Origin of the sequence: Lysinibacillus sp. SGAir0095 (assembly GCF_005491425.1) — a bacterium.
Taxonomy (GTDB): Bacteria; Bacillota; Bacilli; order Bacillales_A; family Planococcaceae; genus Ureibacillus.
Genome location: NZ_CP028083.1, coordinates 2,078,190 through 2,094,155 on the forward strand (window position 1 = coordinate 2,078,190; position 15,966 = coordinate 2,094,155).

The window sequence follows — 15,966 nt, forward strand, 5'->3', positions numbered from 1 at the left end:
ATAATATAATAGACGCATGATAAAACAATATATACAATAATATTATGCCAATTAAAAAAGAGTAAGGGATTTTTTAATTGGCCATAATTATGAATTTTTATAACTAAAGTTCATATCTTAACAACCAAACAGAAAACTAATACGAGGTGAGTATTGATGGGCAAAGATTTAAGTCAATTCATCAGAAATGAAGCGTTTTTGGACAAAATTGTTTCGGCTGAGGAAGCAGCCTCTTGGATTGAAGACGGAATGAACCTTGGCATGAGTGGATTTACATTATTTGGGGAGCCGAAAGAATTTCCAATTGCACTTTCTAAGCGTGGTGAGAAAGAGAACTTTAAAGTTAACCTTTATACAGGAGCTTCATTAGGACCAACTGCAGACCAATCAATGGCTGAAGCAGGAATTATTAACTTACGTGTCCCTTATCAGGGTAACGCTGTAATGCGAGGGAAAATCAATGCTGGTGAAATCTACTATATTGATCAGCATGTATCACATACAGCAGAAGAGGTGCGTAAAGGGACATTAGGAAAAATTGATTATGCTATTATCGAAGCAGCTGCTATAACTGAAGAAGGGTATATTATTCCAACTGGTTCTGTAGGAAATTCGCCAATCTTTGTGGAAAAAGCTGAAAACGTTATCATTGAACTAAACACAAGTGCACCTAGAGCATATGAAGGTCTTCATGATATTGTTGTACCGAACAATCAAGGTGAACGTAGAGAGATTCCGATTTACAAAGTTTCAGATCGAATTGGAGAAATTGGTATCAAAGTAGAACCATCTAAAGTAAAAGGAATTGTTTTATCCGAACAACCTGATATTCCTTCACCGTTATTTGAGCCAAATGAAGAAACACAGCAAATTGCGAATCACTTATTAGACTTCTTAGCAAGTGAAGTAGAAGCAGGCAATTTAACGGAGTCGTTAGCTCCATTACAGTCTGGTGTAGGGTCTGTAGCGAATGCTGTTCTAAATGGTATGAAAAACTCTCAGTTTAAAGATATCGAAGTGTTTTCTGAAGTATTACAAGATGGTATTTTTGACTTAATCGATGCAGGTGTTGTTAAATTTGCAGCGGGTACTTCGTTCTCACTTTCTAAAAAACGTGTTGCTTCACTCGCTGAAGATTTAGAAAAATACAAAGATAAAGTTATGTTCAGACCACAAGAAATATCAAATCATCCCGAAATTATTCGTCGTTTAGGTGTGATTTCATTTAATACTGCCATAGAAGTAGATATTTACGGAAACGTAAATTCAACGCACGTAAGTGGAACAAAAGTGATGAATGGTATCGGTGGATCTGGAGACTTCGCTCGTAATGCTAAAATTACAATCTTTGTAACATCTTCTCTGGCAAAAGACGATGCTATCTCAACAATCGTTCCTTTCGTATCGCATATTGACCATACAGAGCATGATGTAGATATTATTGTAACAGAGCAAGGATATGCTGACCTTCGTGGACTTCCACCAGTGAAGAGAGCAGAAAAGCTTATCGAAATCGCACATCCTAAATATAGACCTCAATTACATGCCTATTTTGAAGAAGCGAAAGAGAAAGTCGGCGGTCAAACACCTCATATCCTTGAAAAAGCATTCTCGTTCCACACAAACTTGAAAGAAAAAGGAACAATGTTATTCAAGGAAGAAAAAGTGAACAATTAATTTCCATGAATAAAAGGGTTACACTATGTAGCCCTTTTTTATATTTTTCTTAAATTACAAGATTAAGCTCTTATCATCGGCTATTTCTATGATTATGATAGAAATAATAGAATAGACGAATGATAAATTGTTCCTTAAAATAAAGATAGGTATACAGATATGTGCACTATTACATTGCAAAGGAGTTTTTATTATGTGTCAAGAAATCGCAGGCATTCAAATCCCGGACTCTAGATTAGCAAAAGATGCAGTTGATATTTTACGTGAATATGGAAGCGATTTATTATGGAATCACTCTAACCGTGTATTTTTATTTGGTGCGGTTAATGGTCAAAATGCAAAAAAAGATTACGATTTAGAACTACTGTATGTAAGTGCATTATTCCATGATTTAGGACTAACTAAAAAGTACAGTAGCCCAGATTTACGTTTTGAAGTTGATGGTGCCAATGCAGCAAGAAGTTTTTTGCAACAGTATCAAATTCCTGATGAATCAATTCGCCGTGTTTGGGATGCAATCGCATTACATACAACACCTGGTATTGCGGAGCATAAAGAAGCAGAAGTAGCATTACTGTTCTCAGGTGTGGGAATGGATGTAATGGGAGACGGATTTGAACAATTCCCTCCACACTTACGTGAAGAAATCATTAAAGCGTTCCCTCGTAACAATTTTAAACAAGAAATTATTCCTGCTTTTTATGAAGGCTTTAAACATAAGCCAGAAACTACTTTTGGCAATATGAAGCAAGACATTGTACAACATTTTGTGCCTGAATATAAAAATAAGAATTTCTGTAGCTGTATTTTACATTCACCTTGGTCAGAATAAAAAACAACATCTTAATGAACTGACAGTACTAACATAATAAATATGAAAACACCTTGCGTTGAAAATTAGGTATTAAAACCAAAGCTACAACGTAGAGGCGTTTTTTTATAGCAACTCTTTAAAAAAGATGCCGATAGTGAAAGAAGAGCATCATATACCTTTAAGATTATCTCGAAATCGAATATTCTGTTAAAGGGAGCGATTATTGAACAACATAGGAAGAAAATGAACAAACAATTTTATAAATATCAAACTAAATTCTACAGATTAAGACCCTCTTTTGATCAATCAGGAGAAACAGTTAGAATTAAGATAAATTTAGCTTACGGATGGTAGCCTTTTTATAAGAAAGACGTATCAGTTTTTGTTGAGTTTTAAGCATCTTGAAAAAACCACATTTATCATAAGTTGTATAAATGCTATGTATACATCAAAAATGGGCAGACCAATCAAAAGGGTGAAGGCAAATATTTTTAGCTCAGATACGATCGGGTGCGATTCTTCAATAAGAAGATCGCTTTTTTCCGTTATAGGGCCATATAGTTGAATAACATCTAAGAAATTCTATATATAAATGTTGAAATTAAAGGGAGACATAAGGCTTAACTAACTAAAAAGAGCTAATGCATCGGATCGATTGATTCGATGCATTTGTTTTATAATTTATTATAAGTTTCATCATCAACAGGTTCTAACCATTCCGGCGTACCTGCAGTAACACGGATAAATATGACCTATTAGATACAATGATTGAAGAACATACAAATAATCTGAGAAAACTTTGCCTATCTGCATATGATGCGACGTTTCAAGAAAGGAACTGTGTTCGAGAAAATGTTATAAGAGATAAAGGTTCTGAAGATTAACTGCTAAAGGTTAAAATATTAAGGGCTTGACAAGAAGGGTCCTATCCATTTATGATACCTAATGGGGTATATGGAGCGAGGATTAAATCTCCTATATATTTTTTGGAGGTTTATATACCTATATGGGTATTTATATTAAAAGCAATAGGAGGCAACATAATGAATACTGATAAATTATTAGATGCAAAGGGACTTACTTGCCCGATGCCAATCGTAAAAACAAAAAAAGTTATTAATGAATTACAATCGGGTCAAGTGTTAGAAGTTCATGTAACAGATAAAGGGGCGAAAGCTGACTTGACGGCTTGTCAAACTCTACTGGGAACGAGTTATTAAAATACGAAGAAGATAATAATATTTTAAAATTTTGGATTAAAAAAGGTTAATAGATTAAAAAATAATACCCTTATGGGTAATTTGAAGTAGGAGAGATTATATGTTTGAAAAGAAAAGAACAACAATCGTTTTATTTAGTGGAGACTACGACAAAGCAATGGCGGCTTATATTATTGCAAACGGTGCGGCGACTTACGATCATGAAGTAACGATTTTCCATACCTTTTGGGGATTAAATGCATTACGAAAAGATGAGCCATTGACTTTGAATAAAGGATTCCTTGAAAAAATGTTTGCAAAAATGATGCCACGTGGTGCAGACAAAATGGGCTTATCAAAAATGAACTTTGCTGGGATGGGGCCAAAGATGATTAAACAGGTAATGAAAAAACACAATGCCATGACATTGCCGCAATTAATTGAGATGGCTCAAGAACAGGAAGTAAAGCTTATTGCGTGTACAATGACAATGGATCTTTTAGGTCTTCATCAAGAGGAACTATTGGATGGAGTTGAATATGCAGGTGTGGCCGCTTATCTAGCTGAAGCAGAAAATGGAAATGTGAATTTATTTATCTAAAAAAAAATTTCTAGTTATCGATACGACTAATTAAATGCTTTGGTAAATTAGAATGGGCTTTGTCTTCATATATTTTTTAACCAATGTAATACCCTGTGTGGTATGGAGGTAAGAGATTTTATGAGAAAATTAGATGTGCGATCAATCGCAAAAGGATTGACTTGCAAAACCAATTATACGAACAAAAATAGCAATCAATACACCGAAATCTTGTGAAATTTTAGATGTATAACAAACAGAAGGTTAGTGGCATTAACTCAGCTATAGTAGTCCATATACTGTTAGAACATAAAGAAGAGGTATTAGTGTTATCGTTCATCATTAAAAACTCGTAAAAGAGAGTTTTTATTCGACTCATTTTTTTGCAACAAAACAACAGGTGGATTTTGAATATATAGTTTTGTTAAATTAGAATGAATGAAAAATTCACACTAAATATTAGTCAATTTAAATAAAGGGTGAGTAGAACTTTTGATGAGTAGTTTATTAAAGGTTTATAAATTATAAGTATTGTCCCAAATTGTAGAACTTTTTTTAGCGGTTTTAGAGAAGAGAAAATTATAGATATAATAATCTATAGCTTATGAAATGTTAATTCAAGAAGGATTGATTTACTTCTCTTAGGGTACCTGAATCAAAGTACGTTCTTTTCGCAGCTTGCATAGGATATTATGATAACTGTGAAGGGACTGAAGAAATGTATTATCCTTATATGTATATACATCAAACTCCATATTATGGTATGCCGATGTATTATTATGGAATGATGTATCCAAATTATACTAATATGGTTGAACCTACAAATCATTATAACTCTTACTTTGCTTCTAATGGGAATGCAGGAAGAATGCTAATAGATCAAGGGCCTAACCCATTCGTCATTAATATTAATACAGCTGCGAAACAAAATAATACGTACCGTACGGCTTTATGGACGGGGCAACATTTACAAGTCACTTTAATGAGTCTAAATCCTGGAGAAGACATCGGATTGGAAATGCATCCAGATGTGGATCAATTCTTACGTATTGAACAGGGGCAGGGTATAACTCAAATGGGTAGAAGAAGGGATAATTTGAGCTATAGAAGAAATGTAGAAGATGACTCGGCAATCTTTATACCTGCTGGAACATGGCACAATTTAACAAATATAGGGAATATTCCATTAAGACTTTACTCTATTTATGCGCCACCTAACCATCCATCTGGTACTGTTCATCCTACAAAAGAAGACGCAATGGCTGCTGAAGAGGAAACTGGCCATTATAATGCAAATCCCGTTAAATTAGGTAATATTCCTGGTGAATGGGTATAGATACCATAATTAGTGAGTTAGGGATTAGATGTTATTATAAAAGAGGTAATGTGGGACAATTTTCAAGATTCACCCGGTTAGTGACAAGGGTATTCTACTAATCATGCATATAAGATAGTAGAAACAGGGAACACATTGGTGAGTCTTAACTTTTTCAACTAAGTTAAAAGTATAAACATTCGAAAAAATATTAGGGGTTTTGCCAAATGGGTAAAACCTTTTTTATATTACTTTATAAATAGAAACTTTTTATAGATGAAAATAATATATATAAAGTGTAATAAACAGTTCTATCTATATTAATAGAGAGAGCATTATACATAATGGTCTATTCCATTTCATTCGATTTGTAGGAAAAAAATAATGCTTTAATTATGCAAGTTTTATTCACACTCTTAAAACACTCACTTAAAAAGAAACCTTAGCCTGACTTAATAGGCATCATTAGCGCTTGACAGTATACCTTGCAGGGTATAATATATTATTAATAATCAATGTAAAGGGAGTTTGCATAGATGAATTCATATGATGATAAAGTCAAAAATAGAGTGAAACGAATGGAAGGTCAACTTCGTGGAATATTGAAAATGATGGATGAAGGAAAAGATTGCAAAGCTGTCATCACTCAACTTTCGGCTGTTCGTTCAGGAGTAGATCGTGCAATAGGCTTAATCGTTAGCCAAAACTTACTTGAATGTATTCAAGAAGCAGACGGTGATGAACAAGTTTTAAATGAGTCAATTCAAGAAGCGGTGAATCTATTTGTAAAAAGTCGATAACTAGTTCGGCTTTTTATTTTCAGTAAATAAATACCCTATACCGTATATGCAGTGTAGAATCAACCATATATGAATATTCAAAGAATAAAAAAGTAGAGGAAAAACATGACAAAGAGAATTATCATTATTAGCGGAGTTGCTGGTCAGGAACAGCAGATGCTAGTCTATGAAGGGATAAGTGAAGGGTATAACTATAATACTTTCGGAACCCGGTGGGGATTGTTCGTGAACCAAAGGAAAGCGACAAAAGAATTAAGAAAGTTCTATTAACATCTCCCTAAATGAGTTAAGAAATCAATTAGATTAAATTCTAAAAGATCAAACGGTTGATTTTAGCTGACAAGAAGGCGTAAGAGGGTATCTGGCAAGCTGCATTTTAATAAATAATGGGTATTAGGTGAAAAATGTTGATGGTGGTTGGAAAATATATTCATCTGGATATGGTGTGAATACCAATACTAACAACTAACTTAGTTTTAAGAAATAGAGAAATATAAAATAAAGATGAGTCAAAAGGTGAAGAATGGTCATCCAAAAATCTTTTGTTTACTTGTTGACAATATACCTATACGGGTATATTATATGTATATCAGTAAGAGAAAAAAACTTGAAGGAGGCGGCACAAGTGAATTCGTATGAGGTTAAAATTATAAATCGTATAAAACGAATTGAAGGTCAACTTCGAGGGATATTGAAAATGATGGACGAAGGAAAAGACTGCAAGGCCGTCGTCACTCAATTATCAGCTGTCCGTTCAGGTGTTGACCACACAATTGGTGTAATTGTAAGTCAAAACCTAAAAGAATGTATATTGGAAGCAAAAAGCAACGAAGCTGCCAATGATTCTGTACAAGAAGCAATGGAGTTATTAGTTAAAAGTCGTTAAAAAATCGACTTTTATTTTTCAATAAAAATATACCTATGGTGGTATGTGAGGGGCGAGTAAATGGAAATTTGGTTGATTATTGCGATTGCAATTGTTTTTATCATTTGGCGTATGCTACCAGCTAAAGGAACAAAAACTATATCGACAGAAGCATTAAAAGGGACACTCAACGATAAAGATAAAGTATTTGTCGATGTACGAACACCTAGTGAATATAAGGCTAATAATATTCGTCAGTTTAATAATATTCCATTAGGATCAGATCTTTCAAAACTTCCGAAAGGTAAAGAAATTGTGGTCATTTGTCAAAGTGGGATGCGTAGCGGACAAGCTTGCAAACAATTAAAAAAATTAGGATATGATAATGTCACAAATGTTCGTGGTGGCATGAGTGCCTGGAGAGGCTAAAAATTAATTTAGGAGGACATTGAAAATGAAAGAAATGACAGCAAAAGAGGTTCAACAACGCATAGAAAATGGTGAAATGCTAAATCTAATAGATGTGCGTGAAGTGGATGAAGTGCAGGCTGGCCATATTCCCGGCATTACGAATATTCCACTTGGATTACTTGAATTCCGTTCACATGAACTTGATAAAAATAAACAGTATATTATGGTTTGCCGTTCTGGCGGACGCAGTGGTCAAGCAACACAGTATTTAGAAAGTCACGGCTTTGATGTAACAAATATGACGGGTGGCATGCTTTCTTGGGAAGGGAAAGTTGAATAATTTTTTTAAGAAAAATAATACCCTTATAGGTATGTGGAGGTTTTTGAAATGTCAATAAAAGCAGATGTAAACTTAGATTGTAAAGGACTTGCATGTCCAATGCCGATTGTTAAAACGAAAAAGGCAATGAATGATGTGAAGGATGGTCAAATCTTAGAAGTACAAGCGACAGACAAAGGTTCTGTTGCGGACCTAAAAGCGTGGTCAGAAGGTGTCGGTCACCAGTATCTTGGTACGAAAGAAGAGGATGGTGTATTACTGCATTACATCCGTAAAAATGGAGATGACCAGGAATCAGAAAAGAAATTTGAACAAACGATTACCAATGAAGAAGTAATCAATCGTACTGCTAACGGCGGTATTATTCTAGATGTTCGTGAAGAAGCTGAATATGCATTTGGTCATATCGAAGGTTCAAAATCAATTCCAATGGGCGAATTAGAAGATCGCTTAAATGAGTTAGATAAAGACCAAGAAATTTATGTGATTTGTCGTACAGGAACACGCAGTGATTTAGCGTCACAAAAATTAGCTGAAAAAGGTTTTACAAAAGTATATAACGTCTTACCAGGAATGAGTTCTTGGAACGGCGATTTATCAAAAAAACTTTAAATTTTAACTAAAATGGAGGAATATTATCATGTCTAACAAAGTAGCAATTATTGCAAGTAACGGTGGGTTATTTGACGCTTATAAAGTTTTTAACATCGCAACGGCAGCTGCCGCAACAGAAAAAGAGGTAGCTATTTTCTTCACATTTGAAGGGCTTAACTTAATCCATAAACAAGCGATGCAACAACTACCGATGCCAGAAGGAAAAGAACATTTTGCTGAAGGATTTGCAAAAGCAAACGTACCGAGCATTCCGCAATTAGTTGAAATGGCGCAAGAAATGGGCGTAAAATTTATCGGTTGTCAAATGACAATGGATGTAATGAATTTAACAAAAGAAGACTTTATAGATGGTATTGAAGTAGGTGGAGCTGTAACATTCCTTGAATTTGCTAAAGATGCAGCACCAACTCTAACATTCTAATGCCAAAGTCAAAGTAGTTAAATTCTGAAACACCTAATTTCAGATAATTAGGGAAAACTAGTGGAAGGGAAAGCCCTTCCACTTAAAATAACGAAAAATAATACCTATGGGGGTAAGTCGATATGACAGTTATTAAAATGACAGCAGCGCAAGTAGCTCGTAAAGTGATAGAAAATAAAGAGTTATTTATCTTAGATGTACGTAACAAAGACGCATTTGAAGATTGGAAAATTGAAGGACACAGCTTTGATTATTTAAATATCCCATATTTTGATTTATTAGATGGAGTAGACGAAATCTTGCCGAAACTTCCAACAGACAAAGATGTATTAGTTGTTTGTGCAAAAGAAGGTTCCTCTCTTATGGTCGCTGAAATGGTATCAGAAGCCGGGCGTGATGTGTTCTACCTTGAAGGTGGAATGAAATCTTGGAGTATGTATCTAGAACCAATTAAAGTTGGTGATTTAACAGATGGTGGCGAATTGTATCAATTTGTTCGCCTTGGTAAAGGTTGTCTTTCTTATATGGTAATTTCGGAAGGGGAAGCAGCAATTATTGATGCTGTTCGTTTCACAGATGTTTTCACAAACTTTGCAAAAGAAAAAAGCGTAGTAATTAAACACGTATTTGATACACATTTACATGCCGATCACATCTCAGGTGGTCGTTATATCGCTGAAGCAACAAATGCAACTTACTACTTACCACCAAAAGATGCTGAAGAGGTCGTATTCGATTATACACCTCTTGAAGATGGCTTAACAGTAAATATCGGTGCATCTCAAATTGAAGTAGGCGCTCTTTACTCACCAGGTCATACAATTGGTTCGACATCATTCATTGTTGATAGCAAGTATTTATTAACAGGCGACATTTTATTCATCGATTCAATCGGTCGTCCAGACTTAGCAGGTCTTGCAGAGGACTGGGTAGGCGATCTTCGCGAAACTTTATATCATCGTTACCGTGAATTAGCAGAAGATTTAATCGTACTACCTGCTCACTTCATGATTATTGAAGAGTTAAATCAAGATGGGACTGTAGCAAAACGTTTAGGTGATTTATTTACAGAAAACCACGGTTTAAACATAGAAAGTGAAGAGGAATTCCGTCACACAGTAACAGATAACTTACCACCACAACCAAATGCCTATGAACAAATTCGTCAAGTAAACATGGGTAAAATTACGCCAGAGAATGACGAACAAACAGAAATGGAAATCGGTCCAAACCGTTGTGCAGTTCGCTAATAAAAATTTATAAATAAGTTTAAAACAAAAACTTCGGCAAGGAACGAAGAGAAATTCTTTCCTGCCAAATTACTTTTATGAATCTAAAGGAGAATGTAGAAATGGATGTAACTCAAGTTTTAGATGCAAAAGGATTAGCATGTCCAATGCCCATTGTACGAACAAAAAAAGCAATGGACACATTGGAATCAGGTCAAGTATTAGAAGTGCAAGCAACAGATAAAGGGGCGCTAGCCGACTTAACGGCTTGGTCGGCTGCAGCTGGCCATACTCTTTTAGAACATAAAGAGGAAGCGGATGTATTAACGTTCTATATTCAAAAAGGGTAAAAAATAGAAAGTGAGTTGTTCTGCGACTCACTTTTCTTATTAATTGAGAGACTAAAAAATTGCAAGGTTTAATTGAATAGAAAGAAGGAAACAACATGGATATAAGTTATGTGGTCCTCCTTTTCGTTATAGGGTTTATTAGCTCCTTTCTTTCTGGGATGCTTGGCATTGGTGGTGCGATTGTTAAATACCCAATGCTATTAATGATTCCGACAGTGTTCGGCTTCCAGGCTTTAACAGCACATGAAGTTTCCGGTATAAGCGCACTTGATGTATTATTTGTATCGATTGCTGGTGTCATAGGATTTCGAAAGGGTAGTTATTTAAATAAATCGTTAATTACTGTTATGGGGATAACGGTGCTAATAGGGACATTTATCGGTAGTTTTGGATCACAATATTTTACGGAAGCTCAAATAAACATTGTCTACGGAATATTAGCATTATTAGCAGCCGTTATGATGTTCATTCCAAAAAAGAAGATTGATGATATACCTTTAGAAGAAGTCACCTACAATAAACCTCTTGCCGGAATTCTCGCATTTATTGTCGGAATTGGTTCTGGTATTGTAGGTGCTGGTGGTGGATTTTTACTAATTCCAATTATGTTATTAGTATTACGTATTCCTACACGAATGACGATAGCATCCAGTTTAGCGATTACGTTTATTTCATCCATTGCGGGTTCGATAGGTAAAATCTCTACGGGGCAAGTAGAATATGTAACTGCTGTTGTTGTAATCATTGCCGGTCTGATTGCCGCTCCGATTGGTGCAAAAATCAGTAAAAAAATGAATACAAAGATATTGCAAGGGATTCTAGCGGTTTTAATTTTAGGAACAGCGGTCAAAATATGGATAGATATACTATAGGAAAACAACGGAATCATAATTTCTTACAGAGAGAAAACAATAGGAGGATTGATTGTATGAATTTTCACTATACAGTTCAGACAAATAAAACGATTGATGAAGCAATTGCATCTATTGAACAACATCTAAAAGAAAATAAATTCGGGATTCTTTGGCAATTAGACTTGACGGAAACTTTACAGAAAAAAGGTGTAGATAGTTATCGAAAGCCCTACCGAATTCTTGAAGTGTGTAATCCAGTAGAAGCAGCACGTGTAATCGAGCATAATCCTTTAGTTGGTTATTTCTTACCTTGTAAAATTACCGTTTATGAAGACGAAGGAAAAACAAAAATAGGACTTGCTAAACCAACTGCTATGATAGGTTTATTAAACGATGCTGAATTAATTTCAATAACAAAAAAAATTGAAAAAATCCTTATAGATGTACTAGAAAAAAGTAAATAAAGAATAATAGAACAGGAATGCAATGAAAAAATGCATACCTGTTTTTTCTTCTTATTAGCAATGAAGAGCTATATCTATAAGAATTTGAAATTTTGTTGATATCAGTTTATAAGGAAGAATGGCATGTACTTAGATTATTCCAGCTAATAGAAGTTGATTGTTATTCAATTAAAGGGCGCTATTGTGGAATAAGCTTTTCTTTTTTCTTAAGCTAAAGGTCCATTACTTTCTTCTTTACCCAATGTAGTATGAGATTTTTTATAACCAGGTAGTATTTGCCTGGTTTTTCTTATTATCAAACTTGAAACGTACGTTCTATAATTGTTTTATTAATTCAGAACATGTGTTTGGATAATGTAATGAACAGCTTTTAAAATTTCTGCAGCGTAATCAGTTAGTCGATATGATATACGTTTCAAGAACGGGCGAAATTACAAAAAGGCGTATTAATCTTACTAAAATAGCAAATGATTCATTTAGTACTTATTGCTTTGTGAAGTATGCAAAGCATAATTTCATAATCGGACGGGGACAACTTCTGTAAATATAGACATTTCTGAACAATTGAGTGACGCATTGCCGTTATTTGCAAGTCTTATTGTTGGTTTTGATTTTATTCTGTTAGTTGTTGTATTTAGATCTATTCTTGTTCCATTAAAAGCTGTTTTAGGTTTCTTACTTTCACTTGGTGCAACTTTGGGATTTGTAGTATTTGTTATCCAAGATGGTAATTTAATAAACTTATTTGGTTTTCCAACTGCTAGTCCTGTCTTAGCTTTCTTACCTGTTATCGTTATAGGTATCTTGTTTGGATTAGAAATGGATTATGAAGTTTTCTTAGTAAGTAGAATCCGTGAAGAATTTAGCCATACAAAAGATGCAAAAAAAGCTATCCTTGTTGGCTTAAAAGACAGTGGGGCAGTTTTGACGGCTGCAGGCTTAATAATGGTTGCTGTCTTTGCTGGATCTATGCTTGCACCGGATCCAATGGTTAAATCAATTGGATTTGCTTTAGCTTTTGGAATCGTCTTTGATGCATTTATTGTTAGAATGACAATTGTGCCAGCTGTCATGACTTTGATGGGTAACGCAGCATGGTATATGCCAAAATGGTTAGATAAAATCCTTCCTGATATTGATATTGAAGGAACTAAAATCCAAAAGGAAGTAATGAAAAGAGAGGATAAACTTAAAAAGAAAATATATTCTACAGCAGTAGGAGAAGGGAAGATATCAAAATAAAGAACATTATATAAGATAGTCTTATTAAGAAAATGACTTATTATACTGTGCTTCTCGCCGAAGTACAGTATTTTATTTTGTTTTATATGTTCTCAAAATTTGTTTGCATTTGTCAATTATATTACAGTAAGTGAAAATCCTTTTGTCCTATTTAGTATAGAATGATTAAAGGTTCCAATTTGTAACCTGAGTTCTTAAATGTTAGTAGACATAATTTGAAAACTATTGTTGACAAATTATCCATAAGACCTGGTCTAATTCAACGGTAAGAGCATATGAACGCAATGTAGATGAGTTTATATTTGATATGGAAGAAAAGAATATTGAACCAATAATTGAAAATGTAACATATGAGTATACATTAAAATGGGTTAAAAGAATGGTAGAAGAAGGATATAAAGCGAAAACTATTAATCAAAAAATTTCAACCCTTTCTTCTTTATTAACTCACTATAACAACTTAGGAGTGATTAATAAGAATCCTTTTGCAGCACTTGATAAGGTGGAAGATTATGATGAGGAACATCATTCTAGAGCGTTAAGTTTGGAAGAGTTATATTTAGTTTATAAAGCTTCATATGAATTGCAATCAAGGGGTGTAAATGTATTAATCCCTATCTCGATTGAAATTTTTACAGCCTTACGTTCGACATCTTTAAAAAAGCTAACGGTTAAATCCGTATCAATCGAGAAAAATGGATTAGAGTTTAAAAGAGAGAGTAGAAATGGAAAGAAGAAAATTGAAGAATCTAAGAAAGGTGATAAAGGAAATCGAAAAAATAAGTCTTTTTTCTTACCACTACCACCTAAATCAATGTCTCTACTTGTAAAACATATCGAAGGTCTTGATTCCGATGATCCGTTATTATATGGACTGAAAGGAAAGGCATTAGAAAATAAACAAATGAACTATATTACGAACAAGATTTGTGAGCATTTGAAGTGGATGGAGAAGAAAGTGTCTACTAATAAAGATACGGATGAACTGGTTAAAAAAGAACAATTCTTTACGCCACATGCATTCCGTTACACACTGGCATCTTTACTGGATGAAATGGAAGTAGAACGTGATACTATTAAGTTTCTTCTATTACATTCAAATAAAAACTTTGATTCATTAGATCCATATATACTTCGTTTCAACAAGCATACTAATAACATAAAGGCTGCCCAAATTTTACTGGAAACGGTGCTAGAAACTGCCCTAGAGCTTGATATGAATTATAGTATCAAATTAAATTTTAAAGATGTGACTAATCATTTAAAACTTGCTTATCAATATCAGTTATATAACGAACATTATTACGTACAGCTAAAGGAACAAATTATCTCTAGTGCTTTAGCTGATATATTTAACAATTTCAGAAGTCCTGTTCCTGGTCAAGTACCACAGCACACTAATTTAATGGCTAATAACTTTGGACATCAAATGTTGCCAACACAACAGTCAATTCAACAAATGCCAATTAATTCAATACCAGCAGAAAAAACATTGGACCAATTTATGTCTCTAATGAACAATTTTAATCAACGTGGTATGTAATGTTGTTGATATAGAATTAAAGACGAACAACAAAAAATGTTGTTCGTCTTTGGTATTATTAGTCATTAAAAAGATTAAAAGAGTCAATAGCTTTCTTTTTTTGTTGGAATTCAACGTGTGTATAAACTTCCGTCGAGGTAATACTCTCATGACCCAATAATTCCTGTAAAACGCGTAAATCTACGTTCTCTTTATTCTCTTGCAACATCAGTGTCGCAAATGTATGTCGTAAGTGATGTAAAGAAAAACGGGAAGGAGGCAGACCTGCTTTTTTTAGAACTTTTTTAAAGATGCTATGCAATCCCCGTGGATCAAGTATTTTACCATCTTTATTTAAGAAAACATGTTCCGTACTGTATATTTGATACGCTTGTAAAGACGCTTTATACGTAACAAGAAGGGGAATCAGGTGAAGATGGAGCGGTAATAACCGTTCTTTTTTCCCTTTTCCATGTATTCGAATCGTTTGATTCGAAAAATCTAGTTGCTGCCACGTAAGTGAAACCAATTCAGATCGTCTCATACCAGTTGTTGCTAACAACTTGATCATCACCTCATTTCGTTTTGAAAAACGGGTATGATCTTGTTCGAGTGCGCGGAATAGATGCTGTAAATCTGTTGTCGTCAAATAGACCACCAGTTTTTCATCTGTTTTTGGCGTTTCTATATCAAACATGAAGTCATGGTTGATATATTTCTCACGTACACAATACTTTGTGAAGGATTTCAGACAAGAAATCTTTCGATTCAACGACCGAGGACTTTGATGTCGTTTACCTAGTAGATGTTGAATAAATCGACGTACATTTAATTTAGTAATGTCATTTAACTCAGTTGAACAGCCGTAATCAGCTAAGAAGGAAAAGAATGATTTAAGATCGTATTCGTAGCTTAGAACAGTATGTTCCGAGTAATTTTTTTCGACTTGAATGTACAAAAGGAAATCTTCAATCGCAGTATTAAGATTCATTAATTAAACCTCCAGGTAATGATGTTTAAACGATAACGCATTATCTGTACAAAAAACCCAAATTATTGTTTAAAAGGAGAATTATCGTTCACATGAAAAGCAATAAAAATTATAAGGAACTTAACAGGAAGAAGTCGAAGAGTACGGATATTATAGGAACTTTAAAGTACAACCCCTCTTCTATCGCAAAATTTTTCTAGTTTACATAATATCTATTATAGGAAGTTATGTATCATTTCAAAAGTATACTTTTAATAGTGAGACAGAATTGAAAAAT

17 protein-coding genes and 2 pseudogenes are annotated in these 15,966 nt (G+C 34.0%); 18 read left to right on the plus strand and 1 reads right to left on the minus strand.

From position 1 onward, the window contains the following. Positions 1-156 precede the first annotated feature (156 nt). From C1N55_RS10220 to C1N55_RS10305, 18 genes and pseudogenes are all read left to right on the plus strand, one after another. Complete coding sequence (locus C1N55_RS10220) at positions 157-1,677, plus strand: succinyl-CoA:acetate CoA-transferase ScpC (protein WP_137728728.1); 1,521 nt, start codon at positions 157-159, stop codon at positions 1,675-1,677. Between the two features lie 193 nt (positions 1,678-1,870). Continuing rightward, positions 1,871-2,509, plus strand: a complete 639-nt coding sequence (locus tag C1N55_RS10225; protein ID WP_137728729.1) for an HD domain-containing protein — start codon at positions 1,871-1,873, stop codon at positions 2,507-2,509. A gap of 1,025 nt (positions 2,510-3,534) precedes the next feature. Further along, positions 3,535-3,761, plus strand: a pseudogene (locus C1N55_RS10235) (sulfurtransferase TusA family protein). Positions 3,762-3,811: 50 nt separating this feature from the next. Next, positions 3,812-4,291 carry a DsrE/DsrF/DrsH-like family protein gene (locus C1N55_RS10240; protein ID WP_137728731.1) on the plus strand — a complete coding sequence of 160 codons (480 nt, stop codon included), beginning with the start codon at positions 3,812-3,814 and terminating at the stop codon, positions 4,289-4,291. A 697-nt stretch (positions 4,292-4,988) separates the two neighbouring features. Further along, positions 4,989-5,606 carry a cupin domain-containing protein gene (locus C1N55_RS10245; RefSeq protein WP_137728732.1) on the plus strand — a complete coding sequence of 206 codons (618 nt, stop codon included), beginning with the start codon at positions 4,989-4,991 and terminating at the stop codon, positions 5,604-5,606. A gap of 515 nt (positions 5,607-6,121) precedes the next feature. Next, on the plus strand, positions 6,122-6,385 hold the full coding sequence (locus tag C1N55_RS10250; protein WP_107937020.1) for a metal-sensitive transcriptional regulator: 264 nt from the start codon (positions 6,122-6,124) through the stop codon (positions 6,383-6,385). Positions 6,386-6,490: 105 nt separating this feature from the next. Further along, positions 6,491-6,655 carry a hypothetical protein gene (locus tag C1N55_RS20530; RefSeq protein WP_168193839.1) on the plus strand — a complete coding sequence of 55 codons (165 nt, stop codon included), beginning with the start codon at positions 6,491-6,493 and terminating at the stop codon, positions 6,653-6,655. A gap of 355 nt (positions 6,656-7,010) precedes the next feature. Continuing rightward, entirely contained in the window at positions 7,011-7,271 is a 261-nt protein-coding gene (locus C1N55_RS10255) for a metal-sensitive transcriptional regulator (RefSeq protein ID WP_240758255.1), read from the plus strand. 60 nt (positions 7,272-7,331) lie between these two features. Next, entirely contained in the window at positions 7,332-7,679 is a 348-nt protein-coding gene (locus tag C1N55_RS10260; RefSeq protein WP_137728734.1) for a rhodanese-like domain-containing protein, read from the plus strand. 25 nt (positions 7,680-7,704) lie between these two features. Further along, positions 7,705-8,001, plus strand: coding sequence for a rhodanese-like domain-containing protein (locus C1N55_RS10265; protein ID WP_107937014.1), 297 nt, complete (start codon positions 7,705-7,707; stop codon positions 7,999-8,001). Positions 8,002-8,049: 48 nt separating this feature from the next. Then, positions 8,050-8,613, plus strand: a complete 564-nt coding sequence (locus C1N55_RS10270; RefSeq protein ID WP_137728735.1) for a sulfurtransferase TusA family protein — start codon at positions 8,050-8,052, stop codon at positions 8,611-8,613. A 28-nt stretch (positions 8,614-8,641) separates the two neighbouring features. Beyond that, a complete protein-coding gene (locus tag C1N55_RS10275) occupies positions 8,642-9,037 on the plus strand; it encodes a DsrE/DsrF/DrsH-like family protein (protein WP_107937010.1) in 396 nt (131 codons plus the stop codon). Positions 9,038-9,159: 122 nt separating this feature from the next. Continuing rightward, entirely contained in the window at positions 9,160-10,287 is a 1,128-nt protein-coding gene (locus C1N55_RS10280) for an MBL fold metallo-hydrolase (protein WP_137728736.1), read from the plus strand. A 101-nt stretch (positions 10,288-10,388) separates the two neighbouring features. After that, on the plus strand, positions 10,389-10,616 hold the full coding sequence (locus tag C1N55_RS10285) for a sulfurtransferase TusA family protein (RefSeq protein WP_137728737.1): 228 nt from the start codon (positions 10,389-10,391) through the stop codon (positions 10,614-10,616). Positions 10,617-10,711: 95 nt separating this feature from the next. Beyond that, positions 10,712-11,488, plus strand: coding sequence for a sulfite exporter TauE/SafE family protein (locus C1N55_RS10290; RefSeq protein ID WP_137728738.1), 777 nt, complete (start codon positions 10,712-10,714; stop codon positions 11,486-11,488). Between the two features lie 56 nt (positions 11,489-11,544). After that, positions 11,545-11,934, plus strand: coding sequence for a DUF302 domain-containing protein (locus C1N55_RS10295; protein WP_137728739.1), 390 nt, complete (start codon positions 11,545-11,547; stop codon positions 11,932-11,934). 525 nt (positions 11,935-12,459) lie between these two features. Then, positions 12,460-13,176 (plus strand): annotated as a pseudogene (locus C1N55_RS10300) (MMPL family transporter); the annotation flags it as partial. 238 nt (positions 13,177-13,414) lie between these two features. Then, on the plus strand, positions 13,415-14,719 hold the full coding sequence (locus tag C1N55_RS10305; protein WP_255502545.1) for a tyrosine-type recombinase/integrase: 1,305 nt from the start codon (positions 13,415-13,417) through the stop codon (positions 14,717-14,719). Positions 14,720-14,777: 58 nt separating this feature from the next. On the opposite strand, the gene C1N55_RS10310 is transcribed toward C1N55_RS10305, so the two are convergent. Further along, complete coding sequence (locus tag C1N55_RS10310) at positions 14,778-15,689, minus strand: tyrosine-type recombinase/integrase (RefSeq protein ID WP_137728742.1); 912 nt, start codon at positions 15,687-15,689, stop codon at positions 14,778-14,780. Between the last annotated feature and the right edge of the window lie 277 nt (positions 15,690-15,966).

What these genes read in the sequence shown, in the direction of transcription:
- C1N55_RS10220 (WP_137728728.1), top strand. Translation starts at nt 157, where the DNA reads ATGGGCAAAGATTTAAGTCAATTCATCAGAAATGAAGCGTTTTTGGAC.
- C1N55_RS10225 (WP_137728729.1), top strand. Translation starts at nt 1,871, where the DNA reads ATGTGTCAAGAAATCGCAGGCATTCAAATCCCGGACTCTAGATTAGCA.
- C1N55_RS10240 (WP_137728731.1), top strand. Translation starts at nt 3,812, where the DNA reads ATGTTTGAAAAGAAAAGAACAACAATCGTTTTATTTAGTGGAGACTAC.
- C1N55_RS10245 (WP_137728732.1), top strand. Translation starts at nt 4,989, where the DNA reads ATGTATTATCCTTATATGTATATACATCAAACTCCATATTATGGTATG.
- C1N55_RS10250 (WP_107937020.1), top strand. Translation starts at nt 6,122, where the DNA reads ATGAATTCATATGATGATAAAGTCAAAAATAGAGTGAAACGAATGGAA.
- C1N55_RS20530 (WP_168193839.1), top strand. Translation starts at nt 6,491, where the DNA reads ATGACAAAGAGAATTATCATTATTAGCGGAGTTGCTGGTCAGGAACAG.
- C1N55_RS10260 (WP_137728734.1), top strand. Translation starts at nt 7,332, where the DNA reads ATGGAAATTTGGTTGATTATTGCGATTGCAATTGTTTTTATCATTTGG.
- C1N55_RS10265 (WP_107937014.1), top strand. Translation starts at nt 7,705, where the DNA reads ATGAAAGAAATGACAGCAAAAGAGGTTCAACAACGCATAGAAAATGGT.
- C1N55_RS10270 (WP_137728735.1), top strand. Translation starts at nt 8,050, where the DNA reads ATGTCAATAAAAGCAGATGTAAACTTAGATTGTAAAGGACTTGCATGT.
- C1N55_RS10275 (WP_107937010.1), top strand. Translation starts at nt 8,642, where the DNA reads ATGTCTAACAAAGTAGCAATTATTGCAAGTAACGGTGGGTTATTTGAC.
- C1N55_RS10280 (WP_137728736.1), top strand. Translation starts at nt 9,160, where the DNA reads ATGACAGTTATTAAAATGACAGCAGCGCAAGTAGCTCGTAAAGTGATA.
- C1N55_RS10285 (WP_137728737.1), top strand. Translation starts at nt 10,389, where the DNA reads ATGGATGTAACTCAAGTTTTAGATGCAAAAGGATTAGCATGTCCAATG.
- C1N55_RS10290 (WP_137728738.1), top strand. Translation starts at nt 10,712, where the DNA reads ATGGATATAAGTTATGTGGTCCTCCTTTTCGTTATAGGGTTTATTAGC.
- C1N55_RS10295 (WP_137728739.1), top strand. Translation starts at nt 11,545, where the DNA reads ATGAATTTTCACTATACAGTTCAGACAAATAAAACGATTGATGAAGCA.
- C1N55_RS10310 (WP_137728742.1), bottom strand. Translation starts at nt 15,689, where the DNA reads ATGAATCTTAATACTGCGATTGAAGATTTCCTTTTGTACATTCAAGTC.